Here is a 22795-nt window from a genome sequence, read left to right as displayed (position 1 = left end):
GAGAGTGTTTATAGCCCTAATAAATCAAACGCCTGCGCTGTGCTTAGGGTTTTGATTTTACCAAGGCAGCATTGTCCTTCATTTAATAAGTAAGCTGTAACAAGCTGTGCTAGCTGCTCGCCATTCAATTCAGGGCAAACAGTGCCTTGTAAATTAAGGAAGTCACCTTGCTTATTAAGTACTCGCACATCGCTTAGTTCACTTTGCATAACGCTGTGTAAGCACTCTTGTTGCTCTTGTTGGTTATGGGCTATCTCAAGCTCATTATAAATAACCAATAACTGTGGATAGCTGTTTAACATAGCCCGTTAGCCTACGGTTACTTCATAAGACGTAAATTTACGAATATTAATAACGCCTTTTTCAAAAATTAAGTACTGGCCTTTAATACCTTGTAAAACACCACTTACAACAGGGTCTTTATCAAAGTTAAATGAGCTGATTTTTGTTGGGTATTCGGTTACTGGAAAGTTTAAATCAACTACATCTTCATCAAGTTGTTCTATTGCTGTTGCGCCAAATAATTCACTGAGCTCGTTTAGCTTTTCACTAATTTGTGGGATCAGCTCGGCTGCAGCTGCTTTTAAGTCAATTGCTTCGTTTTGACCTTTTAGCATATTGCGCCAATTCGTTTTATCGGCAATAAATTCAGCCAATGCAACTTCCACTAAACCTGATTGCAGGCGAGTTTGCACTTTAAAAATAGGTAATGCCTGAGTCGCGCCTTGATCAACCCAACGAGTCGGTATTTGTGTGTGGCGGGTAATACCTACTTTTAACCCAGAGGTGTTAGCGAGATATACATAGTGTGGGATCATGCAGTTTTCTTCGCCCCACTGTGGCTCTCGGCAAGTGCCTTGATCGTAGTGGCAGGTTTCTGGTTTCATAATACACATATCGCAACTAGCGAGCTTGCGCATGCATACAAAACAGTGACCTTGAGAATAGCTTTTTTTGGTTTTTTTACCGCAGTTAGAACATAAAATAGTGCCACTAAAGGTAAGCGTAAGCTCCTTACCTATAAATGCATTTAAGTCTACTAGGTGTTCACCTACAGGTAAGTGATATTGTACTGGTTCGGTTAAGCTCGATTTTAATTTACGCAGTGTGCCTTGCATCTTTACTTGGCCCCTAAAGATGTTAAAAAGAGGAGTCTAACATTTTTAAGCTATATTGGCTTTTTAAGAAGTGTAAATAGTCGGTGTAAGGCAGTGCTTTTGCGTATAAATAACCTTGGGCGTAGTCAGCGTTCATATCTTTGAGTAAGTGATGGATTTCCTGGGTTTCTACCCCCTCAATTGTTATTGATAAATTGAGGTTATGCGCCATATCAATGGCTGTTTGTACAATAACCTGGTGAGTAGGGTTATTAGGTAAATCAAAAACAAATGACTTATCTATTTTAAGTTCACTAAAGTGATAATTGACTAAGTAGCTAAGTGACGCATAGCCTGTCCCAAAGTCATCCAGTACTACTTTAATACCTAATGCGGTTAGCTCATCAACTAACTTTATAAGTGCATCTTGGCTATCTACGAAGGCCGATTCGGTTAGTTCAAATTTAAGTAACTGTGCCGGCACTTGGTATTTAATTAAAATATTTTCTACTTTTTCGGCTAAATTATTTATAGTTAAGTTTTTAGCGCTTAAATTTACGCTAATTGTGTGCTCGTTATAGCCATTTTTTGTAAGCTTGACTATGTCTTTACAGGCTTGCTCTATTACCCACAGTGTTAGCTCGTTAATAATGCCTGTGTGCTCAGCAAGTATTATTAGTTCTTCAATTGATAAGTTGCTGTAAGTTGGGTCGGGCCAACGTAATAAAGCTTCAGCACCACTTACGTGGTTACTTAATAAGTTTATTTGAGGTTGGTAATAAAGTGCCAGTTGATTTGTTTTGATGGCTTGTTGCAGCTTAGCGGCTAGAGCAACGTCCATCATTAGATTATTACCGTTTGACGATGACCCAACTTGATTAACGCTACCTTTTGCTTTTTTAAGCGCTAAATAACCACGCTTTAACCAATATTCAAAGTCGTTACTCTTACCTGCACTACTAATACCTATACTGTAACTAAGCTGCAGGTTTAGCCCTTTAATTTCATATTGTTTTGGTAGGCTGCTAATTATTTTAGTCAGTAGTGCTTCTAGCATTTCTTGGTTTTGTGTTTTAGTAGAAATACAGGCAAATACGCCACTGCTTAAATCGGCTAAGCGTGGGCTGGTGTTTAAATCTGTTTCGAGGTTTGTAAATTCGCGTTCATGGCTGAGTTCTAATTCAAGCTCTTTGGCTACATGCTTTATAAGTGTGTAGCCCTGAGAAGAGGTAATAATTGTATTGAGCGAATTAAAGTGACGTATTTTTATTAAACATAAAGTTGTTGAGCGGTTTTGGCTTTGTAGCGCCATAAATGCTTGTTTTAGCTTGGAGCTATTAAGTAACTTTGTTTGTTGTGTGTGCGTGGCATGGTAAAGCGCACGTTCGCGCTGATACCTTACTCGGTCAGCTAACGCCATTGCCATTAAAATAACTTCGCACAAAATAGCCATTAAAAAGGCATGGCGCGAGGTAAAGCTATAAGCCAAAAAGCCAGTGAGCTCCATAGGCTGTATTACCGCACCAAATATCAGCGGTATCCACGAAAGTACATAAAACTTAGCCCACCTAAAGCCGCTACGTAGCTTGTTATAAATTAAAATAATACAAACAACGTATAAAAGTGCCATTACACAAAAAAACAACGGGGCTGCAATGTACTCAGGAATAAATAGACTAGCTATAGCCATTACTGACATAAACAAAAGCAGTTTTACGCTCATTTTGTATCGCCAGCAATTGTCCTTGTGATAGCGTAAAAACATAGTACAAAAGGCGAGAGTGAAAAATGATATTGCGTAGTTAAAAAATATGACTTTTTCGTGAATATATAACTGCCATTGCACTGGCCATAAATAAAATCCAAAACCAAGCACTGCACCCAATAAGGTTAACGCACTAATGATATAGCCAATATAAATTAAATAAACACGGTCTTTTATGCCAAAATAAAGCACCAAGTTATAAAGCGCAGCCATCAATAGCACGCCTACAAAAATACCCCAGATCCCAGTTTGAGAGCGCACTAAGTCAATAAACTCTTTATCACGATATAAGTTTACAGGTGTTTTACTTATGCCGACTGTGTCTATTTTCATTACTAGGCGCTGTGACGATTTTCTTTCTACTAAAAAACGAATATGCGGTACGCTGTATTCAAACAAAGAGAGGGCTTCTTCTTTATCGCCGAGTTTATATGTTTCAATTAGTTTGTTGTTTTTATCGAGGCGATAAACCGTAAGGTGATCGACCATAGGGTTGTCAAAATGTGCCACAACATTTTGCTTGTTAAGGCTTTTATTTTCTAAATCAAGAAACAACCAATAGTTTTGCTGGCTAAAACTCCATGGAACATCTGAAAATGGTTGATGAGTAAGTAATTCAGGTTGGTTAATGATGGTATCGAATGTTTTAGTTTTGGTTTCGTCAATATAGTAGGCGTAATCGAGGTACATTGGAGCCGTTTTATCAATTGTATATCGTGTAGGCACGACAAGGTTTGATGCCAATGTACTGATTATAAAAAATATAAATATCAGTATGGCAACAGCAATTGCATGGTAACGTAAAGTTCTTAGTTCCAACGTTAATTTACTTTTAAAAAACCTTTTAATTAGTGTAGCACTAAAAAAGCGCAGATAAACTGCGCTTTTGTAGTTAAATTAACTGGTTATACCAATGAATAGGTATTACAGGCTATTGCTCGCGTGCAATAGCACGGTAAGCTATATCAGTACGATATTCCATACCATCCCAGCTAATTTGTTTAACAAGCTCATAGGCGCGCTGCTGCGCTTCTGTAACAGTGTTACCAAGTGCTGTTGCGCATAATACGCGACCGCCTGCGGTTACAACGTCATTGCCACTTTGCTTAGTACCCGCATGAAACACTTTTTCACCCGCAGGGTAATCAACTTTTAGCCCCGAAATTGCATCACCTTTAGGGTAATCACCAGGGTAACCTTTAGCTGCAAGTACAACACCAACGGCTGCGCGTGGGTCAAACTTAATCGTTGTTTTATCAAGTTCTACACGGTTAGCAGCTTCAATCAATTCAACTAAGTCTGATTGTAAACGTAGCATCATTGGTTGAGTTTCAGGGTCGCCAAAGCGACAGTTGTACTCAATTACTTTAGGGGTACCTGTTTCGTCAATCATCAAACCTGCGTATAAAAAGCCGGTGTACGGATGGCCTTCGCTTGCCATGCCTTCTACCGTAGGGTAGATCACTTCGTTCATAATACGCTGGTGGATTTCATCCGTAACAACTGGCGCAGGTGAGTATGCACCCATGCCACCCGTGTTAGGACCGGCATCGCCATTGTAAGCGCGTTTATGGTCTTGACTGGTAGCAAATGGTAATACGTTTTTGCCATCAACCATTACAATGAAAGACGCTTCTTCACCCTCTAAAAATTCTTCAATAACAACACGGCTTCCCGCATCGCCAAAAGCATTACCCGCAAGCATATCGCGAATAGCATCTTCGGCATCGGCTTCCGTCATTGCTACAATTACGCCTTTACCTGCAGCTAAACCATCTGCTTTTACAACAATTGGCGCGCCTTTTTCTTTTAAATAAGCTAGGGCTGGGTCAATTTGTTCAAACGTTTGATAATCGCCTGATGGAATATTGTGGCGTGCTAAAAAATCTTTAGTAAACGATTTAGAGCCTTCAAGCTGGGCTGCGCCTGCCGTTGGGCCAAAAATAGCCATGTTATGTTCACGAAACTTATCAACAACACCCAGTACTAACGGTATTTCTGGACCTACAATAGTAAGCTCTACCTTATTTTGCTGTGCAAAACTAAGTAAACCCTCTAAGTCGTCAACGTTTATTGCTACGTTTTCAAGTTTTGGTTCAAGTGCAGTACCTGCATTACCAGGGGCTACAAATACAGTATTTACTTTGGTGTTTTGAGCGGCTTTAAACGCAAGTGCGTGTTCGCGGCCGCCGCTGCCAATGACTAAAACATTCATGGCGAAAATTCCTATTTAAAGCGGTTTCTTAAATTTCAGCGTCATGCGGTCGCTTTCACCAATGGCTTTATATTTGTCAGCATCTTGTTCGCCGAGTCTTAAGCTTGGTGGTAGCGTCCATACACCTTTAGGGTGATCGGCTGTATCTTTTGGATTTGCATTTATTTCACTGCTTGCTACTAATTCAAACCCAGCTTGTTTAGCAAGGTCTACTACGTAGCTCTGCTTCATATAACCTGATGTTTTTTGATCTTCGTCAGCACGTTCTTCAGCTAAACGGTGTTCAACTAAACCTAATGTACCACCTGGTTTAAGGGCTTTATAAAAAGCTTGGAATGCACTTAATGCACCGCTTTTATCTTTGCCCATATACCAGTTATGCACATTACGAAAAGTTAAAACCATATCGGCACTGCCAGCTGGCGCAATATCTAAATGTGTTACAGGTGCAAACTCAGTAATTTTAACGCTACTAAAGCGCTCATCTTCAGCTACTTTTTGTTTAAAGCCCGCAAGAGAGCGTTGGTAGTAGCCAACTGATGAATCAGCAGGAAAGTGCGCGGCATAATAAGTGCCTTGCTCTTTTAGTGCTGGCGCTAAAATTTCACTATACCAACCACCGCCTGGCGCAATTTCAACAACTGTCATAGTTGGTTTAAAGCCAAAAAATGCAAGTGTTTGAGCCGGGTGACGATATTCGTCACGAACGCTGTTTTTAGCGCTACGTTCGCTTGATTGAAGTGCATGCTCAAGGCTCGATTCGTGGTTATGGCTAAGCGCCATAGTCGATGTCATCGTTAGTGTGGCTACAAGTAGCGATTTTAGCGCAAATTTCATTGTTTGTTCCTTCACATTATAATTTTAAATAGGTTATTGAATAATCAGAATACGTGAATTTATAGCAAACAAAAAGGGTTAAACCAACGTTTAACCCTTTGTGTGATTAGTGGCGGAAATGGCGCATACCAGTAAGTACCATTGCCATGCCAGCTTCATCAGCAGCTGCAATCACTTCTTCATCACGCATTGAGCCACCTGGCTGAATTACCGCAGTAATACCAGCGGCTGCGGCTGCGTCAATGCCATCACGGAATGGGAAGAACGCATCAGACGCCATAACTGAACCTTTAACTTCAAGGTTTTCGTCTGCAGCTTTTATGCCTGCAATTTTAGCTGAGTATACACGGCTCATTTGGCCTGCGCCTACACCAATGGTCATACCGTCACGGGCATAAACAATTGCGTTTGATTTAACAAACTTAGCTACTTTCCAGCAAAATAGTAAATCTTTAAGTTCTTGCTCTGTAGGTTGACGTTTAGAAACAACTTTTAAGTCGCCTTGCGTTACCATGCCTAAATCGCGGTCTTGAACTAAAATACCGCCGTTAACGCGTTTAATATCTTGGCCAGCTGCTTTACCTGTCCACTGTCCACATTCTAATAAACGAACGTTCTTTTTAGCTTCAACAATTTTTGCAGCGTCGCTCGAAATACTAGGTGCGATAATTACTTCAACAAACTGACGATCAACAATTGCTTGTGCAGTTGCTGCATCTAGCTCTCGGTTAAAGGCAATAATGCCACCAAATGCTGATGTAGGGTCTGTTTTAAAAGCGCGCTCGTATGCTTGTAGAATATTGTCCCCAATTGAAACACCACACGGGTTAGCATGTTTTACAATTACGCACGCAGGTACGTCAAATTCTTTAACACATTCAAGTGCTGCATCGGTATCTGCAATGTTGTTAAACGAAAGGGCTTTACCTTGCAATTGAGTTGCTGTTGCAACTGATGCTTCAGCAATGTCACTTTCAACATAAAAAGCAGCATCTTGATGTGAGTTTTCACCGTAACGCATATCTTGCTTTTTAGTGAACTGCATATTAATAGTACGAGGGAATTTAGTCTCTACAGCAGCTTCCTCGGTGTAATCAGGAACCATTTTACCGAAGTAGTTAGCAATCATGCCATCGTATTGTGCAGTGTGCTCGTAAGCTGCAATCGCTAAGTCAAAACGTGTTTTATATGTAGTAGAGCCATTATTGTTTTGCATTTCACTGATAACACGGTCGTAGTCACTCGCGTTTACCACGATTGTTACGTCTTTGTGGTTTTTAGCGGCTGCACGAACCATTGTAGGGCCGCCAATATCAATATTTTCAATAGCATCTTCAAGGCTGCAGTTTTCTTGAGCGACTGTATTCGCAAAGGGGTATAAGTTAACTACAACTATGTCGATAGCAGAAATGTTGTTATCTGCCATTACGCTTTCATCTTGTCCGCGACGGGCTAATATGCCGCCGTGAATTTTTGGGTGAAGAGTTTTTACGCGACCATCCATGATTTCAGGGTGGCCTGTGTGATCTGATACTTCAGTCACTTTTATGCCGTTATCAGCAAGTAGTTTACATGTACCGCCAGTTGATAATATATCAACGCCTTGCGCTTCTAGTGCGCGGGCAAATTCAACAATACCGGTTTTATCAGACACACTTAATAGTGCGCGACGAATGGGACGATGAGTATCCATTGTAGTTTGATTTCCTCAGTTAATGAGCTAGCTTAGAAGCGGGCATTTTAACTGATTACAACTCAAAAAACGACTTATAAAGCGCCGATGAGGGTGAGCATTTTGCAACTCGGCTATTAAACTACGGGCATAAAAAAAGCACCCTAGGGTGCTTTTTTAATAATTAGCTGTGATAAATCACAGCCAGCATATTAGTTCATTCCGTATTTTTTAAGCTTTTTACGTAAAGTACCACGGTTGATACCTAGTAAAATTGCTGCACGAGTTTGGTTACCACGTGTATATGTCATTACTTCTTCAAGTAATGGCGCTTCTAGCTCTGAAAGAACAAGGTCGTAAACGTCTTGCACATCTTGACCGTTAAGCTGCTTTAAATAGTGGTGAACAGCTTTTTTTACTGCATCACGCAATGGCTGCGGTTTCTCGTGTGACTGAACATGAGGGTTAGTGATAAATGGAGAAGTCACGTTTTGTTCGAACATTATTAAGTCTCTTTCTTTCTTAGTTAGCTGCTAGTGTTTTAAAGTATTGCTCTAATGCGACGACCTGTGCTTGTGGGTTGTCGAGCGCATTAAATACTCGCCTAAACTGACCATCACTGTCATGGGTTTGCAAATACCAAGATACATGTTTGCGAGCAATTCGCGCTCCCATTGGCTCACCGTAAAACAGATGGAGGTTTGTTAAATGCTCCATTAAAATACTGCGCACCTCTGCAATAGCAGGCGGCTGTAAGTGTTCCCCAGTTCGCAAATAGTGGTCTATCTCCCTAAATATCCAAGGGCGACCTTGGGCGGCTCGGCCAATCATAATGGCATCTGCACCCGTATAGTCTAAAACCTGTTTTGCTTTTTCTGGTGATGTAATATCACCATTGGCAACAACAGGAATCGACACTGAACGTTTTATATCCCTAATCGTGGCGTACTCAGCATCACCTTTGTACATACATGCGCGCGTACGCCCATGTACAGCAAGTGATGCAATGCCATAACGTTCAGCTATTCTCGCAATCTCTACACCATTACGGTTATCCGGATCCCATCCTGTACGGATTTTAAGTGTCACAGGTATATCAACAGCATTAACGACTGCATCAATAATCTCTTCCACAAGTTCAGGAAACTGTAATAAGGCAGAGCCTGCGAGTTTCTTGTTCACTTTTTTTGCTGGGCACCCCATATTGATATCTATGATCTGTGCACCGTTAGCAACATTGAATTGTGCGGCCTGCGCCATAAGCTCAGGATCTGCTCCTGCAATTTGCACAGCGCGTATACCCGACTCACCGCTGTGATCCATACGGTTCATCGACTTTTCCGTTTTCCAAACCTTAGGATTAGACGATAGCATTTCAGAAACAGCTAGCCCTGCGCCTAAACGACGGCAAAGTTGTCTAAATGGTCTGTCTGTAATGCCAGCCATTGGCGCGACAATTACATTATTCTCAAGTTGGTATTTACCGATACGCACTATATTCAATAGGCCTCTTTTCAAGGGGCGCTAAGTTTACGGTTTTTTTCACAAAAATCAAAGGCTATAAATTGAACAAAAGTAACTTTTTTTTGCCCTTTTCGTATTGACATTTGATAACCACATGACAAGTAGGTTGATTTGTTTGAAATTTATACAAGTTTTATTTTTTACACAATAATCAGAAAACTTTTAATATGTAAAAAAATAGTAAAGCCTGTTAAATACAGGCTTTACATGCAGGTTTTGAGTTAATGCTCTAAATTTGGTTATGCAGTTTATTACGCTTTTTTAGTGCCACTTACTCGAGTCCAATCACCTTCAACGGCAATGTCATCTAGTTCAATAAACGGTGCATAAATATCAGCAACTGATTGTGCTTGTTCTTCTAAAATACCCGACATTGCAATCTTGCCGCCAGGCTTTAATAAACCTAAAATTACACTGTGCAATTCGCGAAGTGGCTGGGCTAATATATTTGCCACTACTATGTCGGCGGTAAACTCAGGTTGGTTTTCTGGAAGGTATACTTCAAGTTTGTCTGCAACGCCATTACGGTTAGCATTATCGAGGCTTGCCTCAAGCGCTTGAGGATCAATATCAATCCCAATCATGCGCTCTGCGCCTAGTTTTATAGCTGCAATACCTAAAATGCCTGAGCCACAACCAAAATCAACAACCGTTCTACCTGTTAGATCTTGGCTTTCTAACCACTTAAGACATAAGGCCGTTGTTGCATGTGTGCCCGTACCAAAGGCAAGGCCAGGGTCAAGCAGTACATTTACTGCATCAGGATCTGGAATGTCGCGCCAGCTTGGACAAATCCATAGCCTTTCACCAAATTGAATAGGGTGGAAGTTATCCATCCATTCACGTTCCCAGTCTTTATCCTCAAGCTGCTCTATTTTGTATACTAAATTGTCTTTTAGTTCATCATGGCGTTTCAATAACGCAACGACTTCATTCATATCGTGATTAGCTTCAAACAAGCCAATTACTGTTGTATCAGCCCAAAATACAACGGTGCCAATTTTGGGTTCGTAAATAGGGGTGTCTTTTGCGTCAATAAAGGTTACTGAAGCACTACCCGCTTCCATTAATAGGTCACTTACTGCATCTGCTGTTGCAGCATTGGCGTTAATACGAATTTGGATCCAAGCCATGATTATTTCCTTCAAATAGAAAAAAGGCCGCTATAGCGGCCTTTTTAGTTTATATAGTAGCGCTAAATTATTTAGCGTCTAAAAAGCTTTTCAGTAAATCTGAGCGAGAAGGGTGGCGTAATTTACGCAGCGCTTTCGCTTCTATTTGACGAATACGTTCACGTGTTACGTCAAACTGTTTACCTACTTCTTCTAAGGTGTGGTCGGTATTCATATCAATACCAAAACGCATACGTAGTACTTTAGCTTCACGGGCTGTTAGGCCTGCAAGTACATCGTTAGTTGCGCCACGAAGAGACTCCATTGTTGCCGAATCGATTGGCGAATCAATAGTTGTATCTTCGATAAAGTCACCTAAGTGAGAATCTTCATCATCACCGATTGGTGTTTCCATTGAAATTGGCTCTTTAGCAATCTTAAGTACCTTACGGATTTTATCCTCAGGCATCATCATGCGTTCTGCTAATTCTTCTGGATTTGGCTCACGACCCATTTCTTGTAACATTTGACGAGAAATACGGTTAAGTTTATTAATCGTTTCAATCATATGTACTGGAATACGGATTGTTCTTGCTTGGTCAGCAATAGAGCGAGTGATTGCTTGACGTATCCACCACGTAGCATAAGTAGAGAACTTATAACCACGGCGATATTCAAACTTATCAACTGCTTTCATCAGACCAATGTTACCTTCTTGAATTAAATCCAAGAATTGTAAGCCACGGTTTGTATATTTTTTAGCAATTGAGATTACAAGACGTAAGTTAGCTTCAACCATTTCTTTTTTCGCACGGCGTGCTTTCGCTTCACCAATGCTCATTCGACGGTTAATGTCTTTAATACGCTCAATGCTTAAACCTGTTGTTTGTTCAATAACAGATAATTTATTAATGCTACGAATGATTTCTGGCTTAACTTCTTCAAGTTTAGCTGAATACTTTTCGTTACCCGAAATTTCTAAATCAACCCATGAAGCGTCAGTTTCGTTATTAGCAAAATGCTTAACGAATGTTTTCTTCGGTAATTTAGCAATTTGTACAGCTTGTTTCATGATTAGACGTTCTTGAACGCGAACACGATCCATCATTTCACGCATGTTATTTACCATGCGGTCAAACTGTTTAGGTATTAATTTAAAGGTTCTGAAAAGCTCACCAATTTCAAAAATGGCGGCTTGTGATTCAGGATGCGAACGACCTTTAGCTTCAAACGTATCACGTGCTTTATTGTATAAATCACGTAAATTTTCAAAATGAATGCGCGCTTCTTCAGGATCTGGCCCTGTGTCTACTTCTTCTTCATCTTCGTCATCGCTATCAGCATCATCTTTGTCATCTTTATCGTCATCAAGTTGCTTAGCACTTAATTCTGAACCGATATTAGTTGCTGAAATTGGCGCTGTATCTTCATTAGGATCGATAAATCCAACGATGATATCGCTTAAACGCATTTCTTCAGCTTCAAACTTATCCCACTGCTCTAGCAGGTAAGTGATTGCTTCAGGGTACTCTGCAACAGAAATCTGTACTTGGTTAATGCCTTCTTCGATACGTTTAGCGATTACAATTTCGCCTTCACGTGTAAGAAGTTCAACAGTACCCATTTCACGCATGTACATGCGAACCGGATCCGTTGTACGGCCGATTTCTTTTTCTACAGTCGCAAGGGCTGCAGCGGCAGCTTCAGCTGCGTCTTCGTCTGTCGTTGTTTCTTGCATCATTAATTCATCAGCATCAGGCGCGTTTTCGCTAACCTTGATACCCATATCATTAATCATGCTTATGATATCTTCTACTTGATCTGAGTCTATAATGTCTTGTGGAAGGTGATCATTTACTTCTGCAAAAGTTAAGTAGCCTTGCTCTTTACCTTTTTGAATCAGAAGTTTTAATTGTGACTGAGGAGTTGGATCCATAGAGATTGTTTCTTCCACTCTGATAAGTTGATACAACAGGCGCCATCATGTAGTTTGCATTAAAGCCAACTAGAATAATGTGACGCAGTGAATAGCACAGTATAACAGTTTAAATCAATTTTGACTAGCTGTTAGTGGCTTTTAACGCTGTCATTAACAAATGACACTCAAGTCTTTCGTCGCTACTAAGGCCTTGAGTCTTGTCCTTTATTAATAGGGTCTCGAGTCGATAATTTAAACACTGATCTTCAATAAACTTGAAAGTATTTTTAAAAACCGTCTCTAAACGCTCTTCATTTATGTCGTGTTGCCACGTTGCAAGCTTGATTAAGGGCTCGTAATCTTCAGTTCCTCTAAAAAATTCGAGTAGTTGCGCTGTGGTAATGCTTTCTTTTTCTAAAGCTTGCTCTTGTAAGCGTAATAATAGCCCTATACCAGCAATATTCATTTGTGCGAGTTCAGGTAAATATGGCACATTTTTAGCTAAGTTAGGGTGTTGAATTAAAATACCAATCGCTTGACGCATTGGTGTTATTTTAAACTTACGTTCAATCGAATGCTGTTGCTTTGGTGTTTTCAAACGGTTATTTAATTGCTCACGTGTTCTTCCGATTAAACGCCCTAATTGTTCAAGAATGTTTTCTTGATAAAATTCACTTGGGATTTTTTCAATTAATGGAAGTGCTGCACTGAGTAATTTAGCTTTTCCTGAGTCGAGTGTTAAATCAACTTCTTGGCTTAATTTATTAAACAATACCTTGGTAAAGTCATCTGCTTGGCTTAGGCGCAATTCGAATTGCTCCTTACCTTCTTTTTGTACAAGAGAGTCTGGGTCTTCGCCATCGGGTAAAAAAGTAAATTGCAGTGCTTTACCATCATTTAAATAAGGAAGTGCGTTTTCAAGCGCTCTCCAAGCTGCATCACGGCCAGCTCTGTCGCCATCGTAACAACAGATTACTTTATCTGTTGTTCTAAACAGCGTATGCATGTGCTCGCTTGTTGTTGCGGTACCTAGTGATGCAACGGCATATTCAATCCCTTGCTCGGCTAGGGCAACAACATCCATGTAACCTTCCACAACCATTACATGCTCAAGTTTTTTATGGGCTTGCTTTGCTTCATAAAGTCCGTATAGCTCAAAGCCTTTATGAAAAATTCGGGTCTCTGGCGAATTTAAATATTTTGGCCCTTGGTCGGCTTGCATTACACGCCCACCAAATGCAATAACGCGTCCGCGTTTATCGCGAATAGGAAACATTAATCGGTCGCGGAAAAAATCAAATTGTCTGCCTGGTGTTTTTTCTGAAGCTAGCTTTAATTCAACTAATTGCTCTTTTTGTTCTTTATTACGGCCAAGCTGAAGACATAATCCATCCCATTCGCTGGGAGCGTAGCCAATCATAAACTTTTTAACTGTTTCACCACTTAAACCACGGCCTTTTACATATTCAATAACGGCGGCAGAATTACTGTGGTGTTTTAATTGGTGCTGATAAAAGCGCGCAGTATGAAGCATTAAATCGTAATCAGAGCGCTTTTGCGCAGCAGTACGTTCTGGTGCTGAGTTTGTGCCCTGTTCTCGAGGTACTTCTAAGTTAAGCATGCTTGCTATTTCTTCAATAGCATCTACAAACTCAAGCTTTTCATACTCCATTACAAACGAAATAGCATTACCATTAGCACCACAACCAAAGCAATGATAAAACTGTTTGTCTTGCGATACGGTAAATGAGGGCGATTTTTCGTTATGAAATGGGCAGCAAGCTTGATAATCCTTACCTGCTTTTTTTAGACCTACTTTTGAGTCTATCAGGTCGACAATATCGGTTCTGGCAAGTAAATCGTCTATAAAGTTACGTGGGATATTTCCAGCCATTAGTAAAATACAGTCCTGAAATAATAAGAAGAATAACGAATATGAAATTTACTTTTTTATACTTGCTTGATGCAAAGTATAGCGTGCTTTAACTTACCAAAATGATAGCAAAATAAATAGGGAAGCTATAAAAAATTTCATTTTAAAGTAACCTAGTAGGTGTACTTTTTATCAAAGTTAAAAACAAAGAAACCGAGCGCAAGGCTCGGTTCACTTCAATCATACTTTAATGTATGTGGGAGTATTAGGCAGTTAATCGTTGCTTAATTAAACCAGAGATTTTGCCCATATCGGCACGACCTTCGGCTTTACTTTTGATTATACCCATTACTTTACCCATGTCTTGCATACCTGCTGCGTTAGTATCAGCAATAGCCGCATCAATGAGAGCAATGATTTCTTCTTCACTCAATTTTTGAGGTAAGAAAGTTTCAAGTGCCACTATTTCATTGGCTTCAATATCAGCTAAATCATCACGCCCAGCATCTTTGTACTGAGTGTAAGAGTCACGACGTTGTTTAACAAGCTTCACTATAACGGAGGTAATACCTGCGTCGTCTAGTTCTATACGCTCGTCAATTTCACGTTGCTTGATTGCAGCAAGTACCATACGAATAGGGTTAAGACGTAATTTGTCTTTAGCTCTCATCGCATCTTTTTGCGCATCTTTTAGCGTTATTAAAAGGCTCATTTATACAAGACCTAATATATTAGTATAATTTAACGCGACGTGCGTTATCACGAGAAAGTTTTTTCATGTGACGTTTTACTGCAGCAGCTTTTTTACGCTTACGCTCAGCTGTTGGTTTTTCATAGTGCTCGCGACGACGAACTTCTGAAAGGATTCCTGCTTTTTCACATGAACGCTTGAAGCGACGAAGTGCTACGTCAAACGGTTCGTTCTCTCTTACTTTAATTACTGGCATTAAAAATTCACCTACCTAAATTATGAGCGTTGCTCAAGTTGATCAAACATTGATCAAGTGGTTCAAAAATGGTGCGGTATTGTAATCCGAAGCAACACCACATGTAAAGGACAATATTAACAGAAACGCATCATGTAAAACAGTATTAATTTGATTGGCGCTGGTAGAGTTTGCAAAACACTTGGCCTGCCTTTTTTTCTTTAATTAACAACCAGTTGCTCGGGTTCTTGAAGGTGGTTAACTCTGTTTCTACTTCAACATAAATTAATGCATCATCGCTTAACCATTGGTTTTTTTCTAATAAATCGCAGGTTGTTTGCGCTAAATCTTTACGAAATGGTGGGTCAACAAATACAAGATTAAACGCTTCGTTTGTGTTTTTTTGCTCTAAAAAGGAGAGTGAATTAGTATGTTTAACGTATGCGTTGTCGAGCTTTAAAGTGCTAATGTTTTGTTCTAATTGCTTGGCAGCTGACGAGTCGAGCTCGATAAATGTGGCGTTTTTAGCAAATCGAGATAGCGCTTCAAATCCTAACCCACCAGAACCTGCAAAACAATCAAGTACATTTGTGTCACGCGTATCTTGCATTAGCCAATTAAATACAGTTTCTTTAATTCGATCGGTAGTAGGTCTTAAGCCTTCTACATTTTTAACAGGGAGTTTTCGGCCTCGAAATTGGCCACTAATCACTCTAATAAAGCCATCACTGGGCTTGTTAGTAGCTTTATTTTGCGTTGTTTTTTTTCTCATTTAGCTCACTAAAAAATGGTATATGGTATCTAGCTCAGATAATATTATGGGTGATTACGTGTAGCTTCATTTTTCAACCGTATTAAAAGTGTTACTATTGAACACTTACGTTTTGAATGGTTGTATTTATTAGCAACTATTGCTGGGCATTGCCAAGCTATTTCAAATTTTAGTTTATCAGATTTTTATAAGTGGTTATTAGCAAGTATGACAAAAAAAAGTAAATTCATGTCGTGGCTCGGTTTTGGCAAGTCAGATAAAAAAGAAGCAGAGCAAAAAGCAGCCGCTGATAAACAACAAGCATTAGCGCAAGAAGAAGCGCAGAAGCTAGAGCAAGAAAAGCTTGCGCAGCAGGCTGAAACTGAACGCTTACAAGCAGAAGCCGAAGCAGAGCGCTTAGAGCAGGAGCGTATTGCTGCTGAACAAATTGAAGCTAAACGTTTAGAGCAAGAAAAGCTAGCACAGGAGCAAGCTGAAGCTGAACGTTTAAAAGCAGAGGCCGAAACAGAGCGCTTAGAGCAGGAGCGTATTGCTGCTGAAAAAATTGAAGCTAAACGTTCAGAGCAAGAAAAGCTAGCACAGGAGCAAGCTGAAGCTGAACGTTTAAAAGCAGAAGCCGAAACAGAGCGCTTAGAGCTGGAGCGTATTGCTTCTGAACAAATTGAAGCAAAACGTTTAGAGCAAGAGCGTGCTGAAAACGCAGAAAAGATTGCCATTGAGCAGGCCAATGCTGAATTACTTGCAAAACAACAAGCTGATGCAGAAGCGCAAAGACAAGAACACGCACAACGTTTAGCCGATCAAGAAACGCAGATGCTGTTAGAGCAAGAGCGATTGGCTGCAGAAAAAATAGAGGCTGAGCGACTAGAGCAAATACGCCTTGAAAAAAAGGATGAAGCTGTAAAGGCTGAAAAGCTTGCAATAGAGCAAGCGAATGCTGAGTTATTAGCAAAAGAACAAGCAGATGCTGAAGCACAAAGACAAGATCAAGCAAAACGTTTAGCAGAACAAGAAGCGCAAATGCGTTTAGAGCAAGAACGCATTGCTGCTGATAAAGCAGAAAGCGAGCGCTTAGAACAAGAACGTATTACTGCTGAGAAAGCTCAGAACGAGCGTTTAGAACAAGAACGTATTGCGGCTGAAAAAACTCAGAGTGAGCGTTTAGAGCAAGAACGCATTACTGCTGAAAAAGTAGAAAATGAGCGTTTAGAGCAAGAACGTATTGCTGCTGAAAAAGCTCAGAATGAGCGCTTAGAGCAAGAACGCATTGCAGCTGAAAAAGTAGAAAATGAACGTTTAGAGCAAGAGCGCATTGCGGCTGAAAAAGTAGAAAACGAACGTTTAGAGCAAGAGCGCATTGCAGCGGAAAAAGCAGAAAACGAGCGTTTAGAGCAAGAGCGCATTACTGCTGAAAAAGTAGAAAATGAGCGTTTAGAGCAAGAACGCATTGCAGAAGAACTTGCAATAGAAGAAGCTAAAAAAGCAGAAAAGCCGAAAAAAGAAGGGTTTTTCTCTCGTCTTAAAAAGGGCTTGTTAAAAACTCGCGTTAATATAGGTTCTGGTTTTGCATCTATTTTTAGTGGTAAAAAAATAGATGACGAATTATTTGAAGATCTTGAAACACAGCTGCTCACCGCCGATTTAGGCGTTGATACCACCATGAAGTTGATTGATAGCTTAACTGATGCTGCAAACCGTAAGCAGTTAAAAGATGGTGATGCGCTTTATGAGTTAATGAAACAAGAAATGGCGGCGATGCTAAAAACGGCTGAACAGCCTTTAGTAATTACCAAAGATAAAAAGCCATTTGTTATTTTAATGGTGGGCGTAAATGGCGTTGGTAAAACAACGACTATTGGTAAGATGGCTAAGCAATTTCAAAGCGAAGGTAAGTCGGTTATGCTGGCTGCTGGCGATACGTTTAGAGCGGCTGCTGTTGAGCAACTTCAGGTTTGGGGTGAACGTAACAGCATTCCTGTTATTGCACAGCATACGGGTGCAGATAGTGCATCGGTTGTTTTTGATGCATTCCAAGCTGCAAAAGCACGTAATATAGATGTGTTAATTGCAGATACAGCGGGTCGCTTGCAAAATAAAGATAACTTAATGCAGGAGCTTGAAAAAATAGCTCGTGTTATGAAAAAAATTGATCCTGATGCGCCGCACGAAGTGATGCTAACCATTGATGCTGGCACAGGTCAAAATGCAATTAGCCAAGTGAACTTATTTAATCAATGCGTTGGCTTAACTGGTATTACGCTTTCAAAACTTGATGGAACTGCAAAGGGTGGTGTTATTTTTGCGGTTGCAGATAAGTTTAATATTCCAATTCGTTACATTGGTGTTGGTGAAGGTATTGATGATTTACGCGCTTTTAAAAGCGATGACTTTATTGATGCGTTATTTAGCCAAGATGAGGACGACGTTTAATTTACCAAAAGAGGGAGCTTGCTCCCTTTTTAATTGCGAGGAATACCAATTTTATTAGTAAACTAATTGAATTGGCATAATAAAAAAATGATAAATTTTCAGCAAGTAAGTAAGACTTATCCTGGAGGGCACCGCGCCCTCGAAAAAGTTAATTTTCATGTTAAACCGGGTGAACTTGCCTTTTTAACCGGCCACAGTGGTGCGGGTAAAAGTACGTTGCTTAAGTTAATTAGCTTAATGGAACGTCCATCGGCAGGCAGTGTATTTATCAACGGTGTTGATTTAAATAAAGTAAACTCGCGTCAAATTCCTTATGCTCGCCGTGATATAGGTATTATTTTTCAAAACCACCGTTTACTAGAGCGCTATACTATTTTTGATAACGTGGCACTGCCTCTTATTATTGAGGGTACTCACCATAAGCAAATAGCTAAACGTGTTCATGGTGCGCTTGATAAAGTAGGCCTGATAGACAAAATAAAATGTCATCCGTCTATGCTCTCTGGAGGCGAGCAGCAACGTGTTGGTATTGCCAGAGCAATCGTAAATTCCCCGCCAATTCTGTTAGCCGATGAGCCTACAGGTAACCTAGACCCTGAGCTTTCAATGGAAATCCTAAAGCTGTTTGAGGACTTTAATAAACACGGCACCACTGTTCTTATAGCGACGCATGACTTAGGTTTGGTTGCACGTATGAAGTACCGCAGTCTAACCTTAAAAGATGGCCGCATGCTTCAAGATCCGCTCGCTGAGGGAGCACTATGAGTTTACTTTTTAAAAGTCGTCAAAATAGTAACGACAAGCAAAAAAAATCAGTATTAGCTGGCAGCTATTTTTTCATTATTAATATTTTTCGCCAAGGTGTTCATAGCTTAGGTGAAATGTGGCGTACGCCGCTTGCATCTATGATGACTATTGCTGTACTTGGTTTGAGCCTAACGTTACCTGCAACACTTTATCTCGTTGTTAAAAACGTACAGCAAGTAAGTAGTGGTTTTGAAGAAGCGAGTGAAATATCGTTGTTTGTAAAAGAAAGTATGAACGAGCAAGAAACGCAAACATTAGTAAAGCGTTTAGCACTTTATCCAGAAGTGGAAAGCGTTGAATTTATATCAAAGCAAAAAGCACTAACAGAATTTAAAGACGTATCTGGCTTTGGGCAAGCTTTAGAGTACTTAGATAAAAACCCATTACCTGATGTGGTACTTGTTACTCCTACAAAACGTCACAGACACCCAAATGCCGCTAAAGTACTGCTAACTAAATTAGAAAGTGAACGTGAAGTTGATTTTGGTAAGCTCGATATAGCGTGGCTAGAGCGTTTAAATGCATTACTAGATTTACTGAAAGAAAGTGTAATAACCATCGCATTATTACTGCTTACCTCAGTGACGCTTATTATTGGTAACACCATCCGTTTGTCGATCATGGATAAAAAAGAAGAAATACAAGTAATGAAGCTAGTCGGCGCAACTAACACCTTTATACATGCCCCATTTTTGTGGACCGGTATTTGGTATGGTGTAATAGGTGGTTTATTCGCCTTTATATGCGTAGGATTAATGATGTGGTGGCTTTCAAGCGCTGTGAGTAGTGTAGCGGGGGTGTATCAAACAAGCTTCTCGTTAATTGGATTATCGCTTAATGAGCTCGGCTTTTTAGTGTTACTTGCAACAAGCTTAGGATTTGTAGGCTCGTACCTTTCTGTAAATCGATATATTAAAGAAATAGAACCCGATAAAGTATAAACAATCCTGCAAACTATAAGTGAACCAACCCAGCTTGATATGCGTATCGTACCGAACTGGGTTGTACCTCCTGTTATTAAAACTGTCATATTTATGTACTATCCTCCCATGAAGTAATGAGTTGTAAATAAGGTGATGCAGCGAGGTTAACCTGCTGCAGCCCCTCAATTCATCACTTATTCAGTCGCTTGTAGTAGACTAAACACATACTAAAAACTGCTTGATTTATACTTTAAAAAAGTTTTAAATTGGGGTTAGCACTCTTAAAGAAAGAGTGCTAAGATAGTTTCAAATGTTTATCACCGAGGTGAAAAATGAGTAAAGATTTATACGCAATGGCACTTACAGTCGGACAACAAAGCGCAAGCATGGACGGTTACCTTCAAGCGGTAAGCACTATCCCTATGCTTAAGGTTGAACAAGAGCAAGAACTTGCTAAAAAGCTTCAGGAAGAAGGCGATCTTAGTGCTGCCAAGCAACTCATTATGTCGCATTTACGCTTTGTAGCACATATTGCTAAAGGCTACTCGGGATACGGCTTACCACAAGCTGACCTTATTCAAGAAGGTAATATAGGCCTGATGAAAGCGGTTAAACGTTTTGACCCTTCAGTGGGTGTACGTTTGGTATCGTTTGCAGTGCATTGGATTAAAGCCGAAATTCACGAGTTTGTGCTTAAAAACTGGCGCATAGTTAAAGTTGCAACCACTAAAGCGCAACGTAAATTGTTTTTTAATCTTCGTAAAAACAAAAAGCGTTTAGGTTGGTTTAATCAAGCTGAGGTTAGCACTGTTGCTAGTGAGCTAGGTGTGAGTGAGAAAGAAGTTCGTGAAATGGAATCGCGCATGAGTGGCCAAGACATGGGCTTTGACCTAACGGGCGACGATAACGACGACGCACCAACAAGTACGTACTCTCCAGTGCAATATTTAACAGATGGCGCAGCTGATTTAGCTGACGACGTCGAACAAGAACAATGGAAAGAGCAAGCGCATACTCGTTTATTTAGCGCACTTAAAACACTAGACGAACGTTCACAAGATATTGTTAGCGCACGTTGGTTGTCGGATGATAAAGCGACTCTTCAAGAGCTTGCACACAAGTACAGTGTATCTGCTGAGCGTGTTCGCCAGCTTGAAAAAACAGCAATGAAAAAATTACAAAGCGCTATGAGCTAAACACAGTTCAAGCAGCAAAATTTAAAAGCCCTGCATGAAAATGTGGGGCTTTTTGCTTTAGATAGGCGCTTTAAGTGAATTATTCACAAAGAGATTTAGAGGCGCTGCGCTTTAGAGCTATTAATGTAGGTTGGTTTGAGCGCAGCGAAACCCAACGGGGTCCAACGAAAAAATACCCGACCAATTAGCGTCAGTATTTTCTATTATCGGTTGTCTGAAAACAAGCTTTAACCCTCTGGATTTATTTGCCTCTACTCAATATTAGAGGCGACAGCTATCATGATTTGGAGGAAGCTGTATTGAGAAATTTATTTTATTAGTGGTGCAATGAAACACCAAACCTAGCATTAATATCATCCCAATCAACATTATTACGCTTAAATATAGCTTTAACTTCTTCGGTTTCTTCGTCCAACCCAAAAGTTATATAGGTATTCGGGTAAGCTACTTCAAAATATTTACTGTAATCAGCAAGAATCATACTAATCCTAATAACGCCAATTTCAGAGATATATTCTCCGTCAATCATTAAAAAATATAGCTCTTTAACATCTTCTGTGAAAATGCGGGAGAAATTGTCTAACATACTTATTCCAAAAAGCTCTAATTCATTAATACCTTCGGCTTCATGATCGGCATTAAATGTATAGCCTTCCGATAGTTTTTCAGAAAATACATTTTGTAAAAACTGTGACATTGAAACCGATGTGATTGGAATATCTAAATTTCCAGAGTTTGTAGCCTCTTTTGTATTTTCTGAAATAATATCTATTTCTTGGGAGATATTGTTAAATTCTCGGTCCGCCATTTCTAGAACGCCGGCTACGATTTTAAAGCGTCTACTAATATCGTCAGGGAGTTTCCCTGAAAACTTATAATTTCGATCATGCTCAATTTCAGCCCAAGCATGTTGTAAGATAGTTCGTATTTGTATTTCAAATACTTTGTCTTGAAATTGTTTATATTCAGGTAGTTTCATTCGGTCTGTTTTTAAACTAGCTACGTAATGAACTGATTTGTAGCCAACTTTATCGATTCCTAATGCATCACTTTTATTTGAGCTATTGGCAGGGTCAATAGCAAAATTTTCTTCTATTAATTGACATATAACTGATATTTCGTCTTCAACATATGTGATAATTCTCACACCAGAAAAGTCTTGAATTTCTTTTATTGGATCTGTGTATTTATCATTTTTCCCTTTATGCCTAACACTATCGATCGTTTTAGTTCTAGAGCTAACTAAATGGTAAGGGGTATTGTTTATCTCAAAGACTTCTGACAATAACGACTCAACTTTTTTTGATAATCTTTTGTAGATAGGTTCATTTTTTATATACCAATCAACTAACTTATTTTCCATTGATTTCCAATGTTCAGTGCAAAGCTCGTAGCTTATTCAGTCCGCTTTACTTGTGGTGTATAACATCTCAAAACGGTTGATTTTACAGGTTGTAATAATTTCACCAACAGGTACATTTGTAAACAAGTAATTAAAATAACAAAAACTCAAAGCTTCTTATTTTGTATCAAAACGGCGGGTAGTAATGTATCGAACAAAATTGTAAACTCTATACTTATAGAGCTAAGTTTTAAGCTATGTGAATGTCGGGTAATCGATGCAAACTGTCACTCAATTTTACTCTTATATCGTTGGTTTTTATTGCTTTAACCCACAACCTACGGTAGTTAATATAACGACGGCCTATGCTGTTCTCCTAGTACCTG

The 22795-nt window shown here is 39.7% G+C and carries 19 protein-coding genes; 4 read left to right on the top strand and 15 right to left on the bottom strand.

Annotation, left to right across the window (positions count from 1 at the left end; genetic code table 11):
• Positions 1-8: 8 nt before the first annotated feature.
• The 14 genes from I6F40_RS02330 to rsmD form a co-directional block, all read right to left on the bottom strand.
• Entirely contained in the window at positions 9-302 is a 294-nt protein-coding gene (locus I6F40_RS02330; RefSeq protein ID WP_197175838.1) for a hypothetical protein, read from the bottom strand.
• A 6-nt stretch (positions 303-308) separates the two neighbouring features.
• Positions 309-1118: a DUF2797 domain-containing protein gene (locus I6F40_RS02325; protein WP_010553372.1), complete on the bottom strand. Its 810-nt coding sequence runs from the start codon at positions 1116-1118 to the stop codon at positions 309-311.
• Between the two features lie 22 nt (positions 1119-1140).
• On the bottom strand, positions 1141-3681 hold the full coding sequence (locus I6F40_RS02320; protein ID WP_010553371.1) for an EAL domain-containing protein: 2541 nt from the start codon (positions 3679-3681) through the stop codon (positions 1141-1143).
• A gap of 112 nt (positions 3682-3793) precedes the next feature.
• Entirely contained in the window at positions 3794-5077 is a 1284-nt protein-coding gene (gene purD / locus I6F40_RS02315) for a phosphoribosylamine--glycine ligase (protein ID WP_165725127.1), read from the bottom strand.
• A gap of 15 nt (positions 5078-5092) precedes the next feature.
• Positions 5093-5914, bottom strand: a complete 822-nt coding sequence (locus I6F40_RS02310) for a class I SAM-dependent methyltransferase (protein ID WP_007586523.1) — start codon at positions 5912-5914, stop codon at positions 5093-5095.
• 106 nt (positions 5915-6020) lie between these two features.
• Complete coding sequence (gene purH, locus I6F40_RS02305) at positions 6021-7607, bottom strand: bifunctional phosphoribosylaminoimidazolecarboxamide formyltransferase/IMP cyclohydrolase (protein WP_197119694.1); 1587 nt, start codon at positions 7605-7607, stop codon at positions 6021-6023.
• A 191-nt stretch (positions 7608-7798) separates the two neighbouring features.
• Positions 7799-8089 carry a DNA-binding transcriptional regulator Fis gene (gene fis, locus I6F40_RS02300; RefSeq protein ID WP_002957804.1) on the bottom strand — a complete coding sequence of 97 codons (291 nt, stop codon included), beginning with the start codon at positions 8087-8089 and terminating at the stop codon, positions 7799-7801.
• 19 nt (positions 8090-8108) lie between these two features.
• Complete coding sequence (gene dusB, locus I6F40_RS02295) at positions 8109-9080, bottom strand: tRNA dihydrouridine synthase DusB (protein ID WP_010553368.1); 972 nt, start codon at positions 9078-9080, stop codon at positions 8109-8111.
• Between the two features lie 281 nt (positions 9081-9361).
• Positions 9362-10243, bottom strand: coding sequence for a 50S ribosomal protein L11 methyltransferase (gene prmA, locus I6F40_RS02290; protein WP_197102087.1), 882 nt, complete (start codon positions 10241-10243; stop codon positions 9362-9364).
• Positions 10244-10310: 67 nt separating this feature from the next.
• A complete protein-coding gene (gene rpoD, locus I6F40_RS02285; protein WP_007586533.1) occupies positions 10311-12158 on the bottom strand; it encodes an RNA polymerase sigma factor RpoD in 1848 nt (615 codons plus the stop codon).
• A 124-nt stretch (positions 12159-12282) separates the two neighbouring features.
• Complete coding sequence (dnaG, locus tag I6F40_RS02280) at positions 12283-14034, bottom strand: DNA primase (protein WP_166376408.1); 1752 nt, start codon at positions 14032-14034, stop codon at positions 12283-12285.
• A gap of 244 nt (positions 14035-14278) precedes the next feature.
• Complete coding sequence (locus tag I6F40_RS02275) at positions 14279-14725, bottom strand: GatB/YqeY domain-containing protein (RefSeq protein WP_024590610.1); 447 nt, start codon at positions 14723-14725, stop codon at positions 14279-14281.
• Between the two features lie 19 nt (positions 14726-14744).
• Positions 14745-14960, bottom strand: a complete 216-nt coding sequence (rpsU, locus tag I6F40_RS02270) for a 30S ribosomal protein S21 (protein ID WP_002957797.1) — start codon at positions 14958-14960, stop codon at positions 14745-14747.
• A 145-nt stretch (positions 14961-15105) separates the two neighbouring features.
• Complete coding sequence (gene rsmD, locus I6F40_RS02265; RefSeq protein WP_166376409.1) at positions 15106-15711, bottom strand: 16S rRNA (guanine(966)-N(2))-methyltransferase RsmD; 606 nt, start codon at positions 15709-15711, stop codon at positions 15106-15108.
• A gap of 207 nt (positions 15712-15918) precedes the next feature.
• Between rsmD and ftsY the strand changes: the two genes are divergently transcribed.
• From ftsY to rpoH, 4 genes are all read left to right on the top strand, one after another.
• Positions 15919-18141, top strand: a complete 2223-nt coding sequence (gene ftsY / locus I6F40_RS02260) for a signal recognition particle-docking protein FtsY (RefSeq protein WP_165727132.1) — start codon at positions 15919-15921, stop codon at positions 18139-18141.
• Between the two features lie 87 nt (positions 18142-18228).
• Positions 18229-18906, top strand: a complete 678-nt coding sequence (ftsE, locus tag I6F40_RS02255) for a cell division ATP-binding protein FtsE (protein ID WP_007582842.1) — start codon at positions 18229-18231, stop codon at positions 18904-18906.
• Positions 18903-19889 carry a permease-like cell division protein FtsX gene (gene ftsX / locus I6F40_RS02250; protein ID WP_165727133.1) on the top strand — a complete coding sequence of 329 codons (987 nt, stop codon included), beginning with the start codon at positions 18903-18905 and terminating at the stop codon, positions 19887-19889. The genes ftsE and ftsX overlap by 4 nt, the downstream gene beginning before the upstream one ends.
• A gap of 314 nt (positions 19890-20203) precedes the next feature.
• Entirely contained in the window at positions 20204-21067 is an 864-nt protein-coding gene (gene rpoH / locus I6F40_RS02245; protein ID WP_166376410.1) for an RNA polymerase sigma factor RpoH, read from the top strand.
• 316 nt (positions 21068-21383) lie between these two features.
• On the opposite strand, the gene I6F40_RS02240 is transcribed toward rpoH, so the two are convergent.
• A complete protein-coding gene (locus I6F40_RS02240; protein ID WP_166376411.1) occupies positions 21384-22430 on the bottom strand; it encodes a GTP pyrophosphokinase in 1047 nt (348 codons plus the stop codon).
• Positions 22431-22795: the final 365 nt, after the last annotated feature.

This window comes from Pseudoalteromonas sp. SWXJ133, from assembly GCF_015864365.1.
GTDB classification, from domain to species: Bacteria; Pseudomonadota; Gammaproteobacteria; order Enterobacterales; family Alteromonadaceae; genus Pseudoalteromonas; species Pseudoalteromonas arctica.
The sequence above is the reverse complement of the archived record's forward strand: the minus strand, read 5'-3'. Positions and strand labels throughout refer to the sequence as shown.

What these genes read in the sequence shown, in the direction of transcription:
- rsmD (WP_166376409.1), bottom strand. Translation starts at nt 15,711, where the DNA reads ATGAGAAAAAAAACAACGCAAAATAAAGCTACTAACAAGCCCAGTGAT.
- ftsE (WP_007582842.1), top strand. Translation starts at nt 18,229, where the DNA reads ATGATAAATTTTCAGCAAGTAAGTAAGACTTATCCTGGAGGGCACCGC.
- fis (WP_002957804.1), bottom strand. Translation starts at nt 8,089, where the DNA reads ATGTTCGAACAAAACGTGACTTCTCCATTTATCACTAACCCTCATGTT.
- ftsY (WP_165727132.1), top strand. Translation starts at nt 15,919, where the DNA reads ATGACAAAAAAAAGTAAATTCATGTCGTGGCTCGGTTTTGGCAAGTCA.
- I6F40_RS02325 (WP_010553372.1), bottom strand. Translation starts at nt 1,118, where the DNA reads ATGCAAGGCACACTGCGTAAATTAAAATCGAGCTTAACCGAACCAGTA.
- rpsU (WP_002957797.1), bottom strand. Translation starts at nt 14,960, where the DNA reads ATGCCAGTAATTAAAGTAAGAGAGAACGAACCGTTTGACGTAGCACTT.
- I6F40_RS02330 (WP_197175838.1), bottom strand. Translation starts at nt 302, where the DNA reads ATGTTAAACAGCTATCCACAGTTATTGGTTATTTATAATGAGCTTGAG.
- ftsX (WP_165727133.1), top strand. Translation starts at nt 18,903, where the DNA reads ATGAGTTTACTTTTTAAAAGTCGTCAAAATAGTAACGACAAGCAAAAA.
- prmA (WP_197102087.1), bottom strand. Translation starts at nt 10,243, where the DNA reads ATGGCTTGGATCCAAATTCGTATTAACGCCAATGCTGCAACAGCAGAT.
- I6F40_RS02240 (WP_166376411.1), bottom strand. Translation starts at nt 22,430, where the DNA reads ATGGAAAATAAGTTAGTTGATTGGTATATAAAAAATGAACCTATCTAC.
- purH (WP_197119694.1), bottom strand. Translation starts at nt 7,607, where the DNA reads ATGGATACTCATCGTCCCATTCGTCGCGCACTATTAAGTGTGTCTGAT.
- dnaG (WP_166376408.1), bottom strand. Translation starts at nt 14,034, where the DNA reads ATGGCTGGAAATATCCCACGTAACTTTATAGACGATTTACTTGCCAGA.
- I6F40_RS02275 (WP_024590610.1), bottom strand. Translation starts at nt 14,725, where the DNA reads ATGAGCCTTTTAATAACGCTAAAAGATGCGCAAAAAGATGCGATGAGA.
- I6F40_RS02310 (WP_007586523.1), bottom strand. Translation starts at nt 5,914, where the DNA reads ATGAAATTTGCGCTAAAATCGCTACTTGTAGCCACACTAACGATGACA.
- rpoH (WP_166376410.1), top strand. Translation starts at nt 20,204, where the DNA reads ATGAGTAAAGATTTATACGCAATGGCACTTACAGTCGGACAACAAAGC.
- rpoD (WP_007586533.1), bottom strand. Translation starts at nt 12,158, where the DNA reads ATGGATCCAACTCCTCAGTCACAATTAAAACTTCTGATTCAAAAAGGT.
- purD (WP_165725127.1), bottom strand. Translation starts at nt 5,077, where the DNA reads ATGAATGTTTTAGTCATTGGCAGCGGCGGCCGCGAACACGCACTTGCG.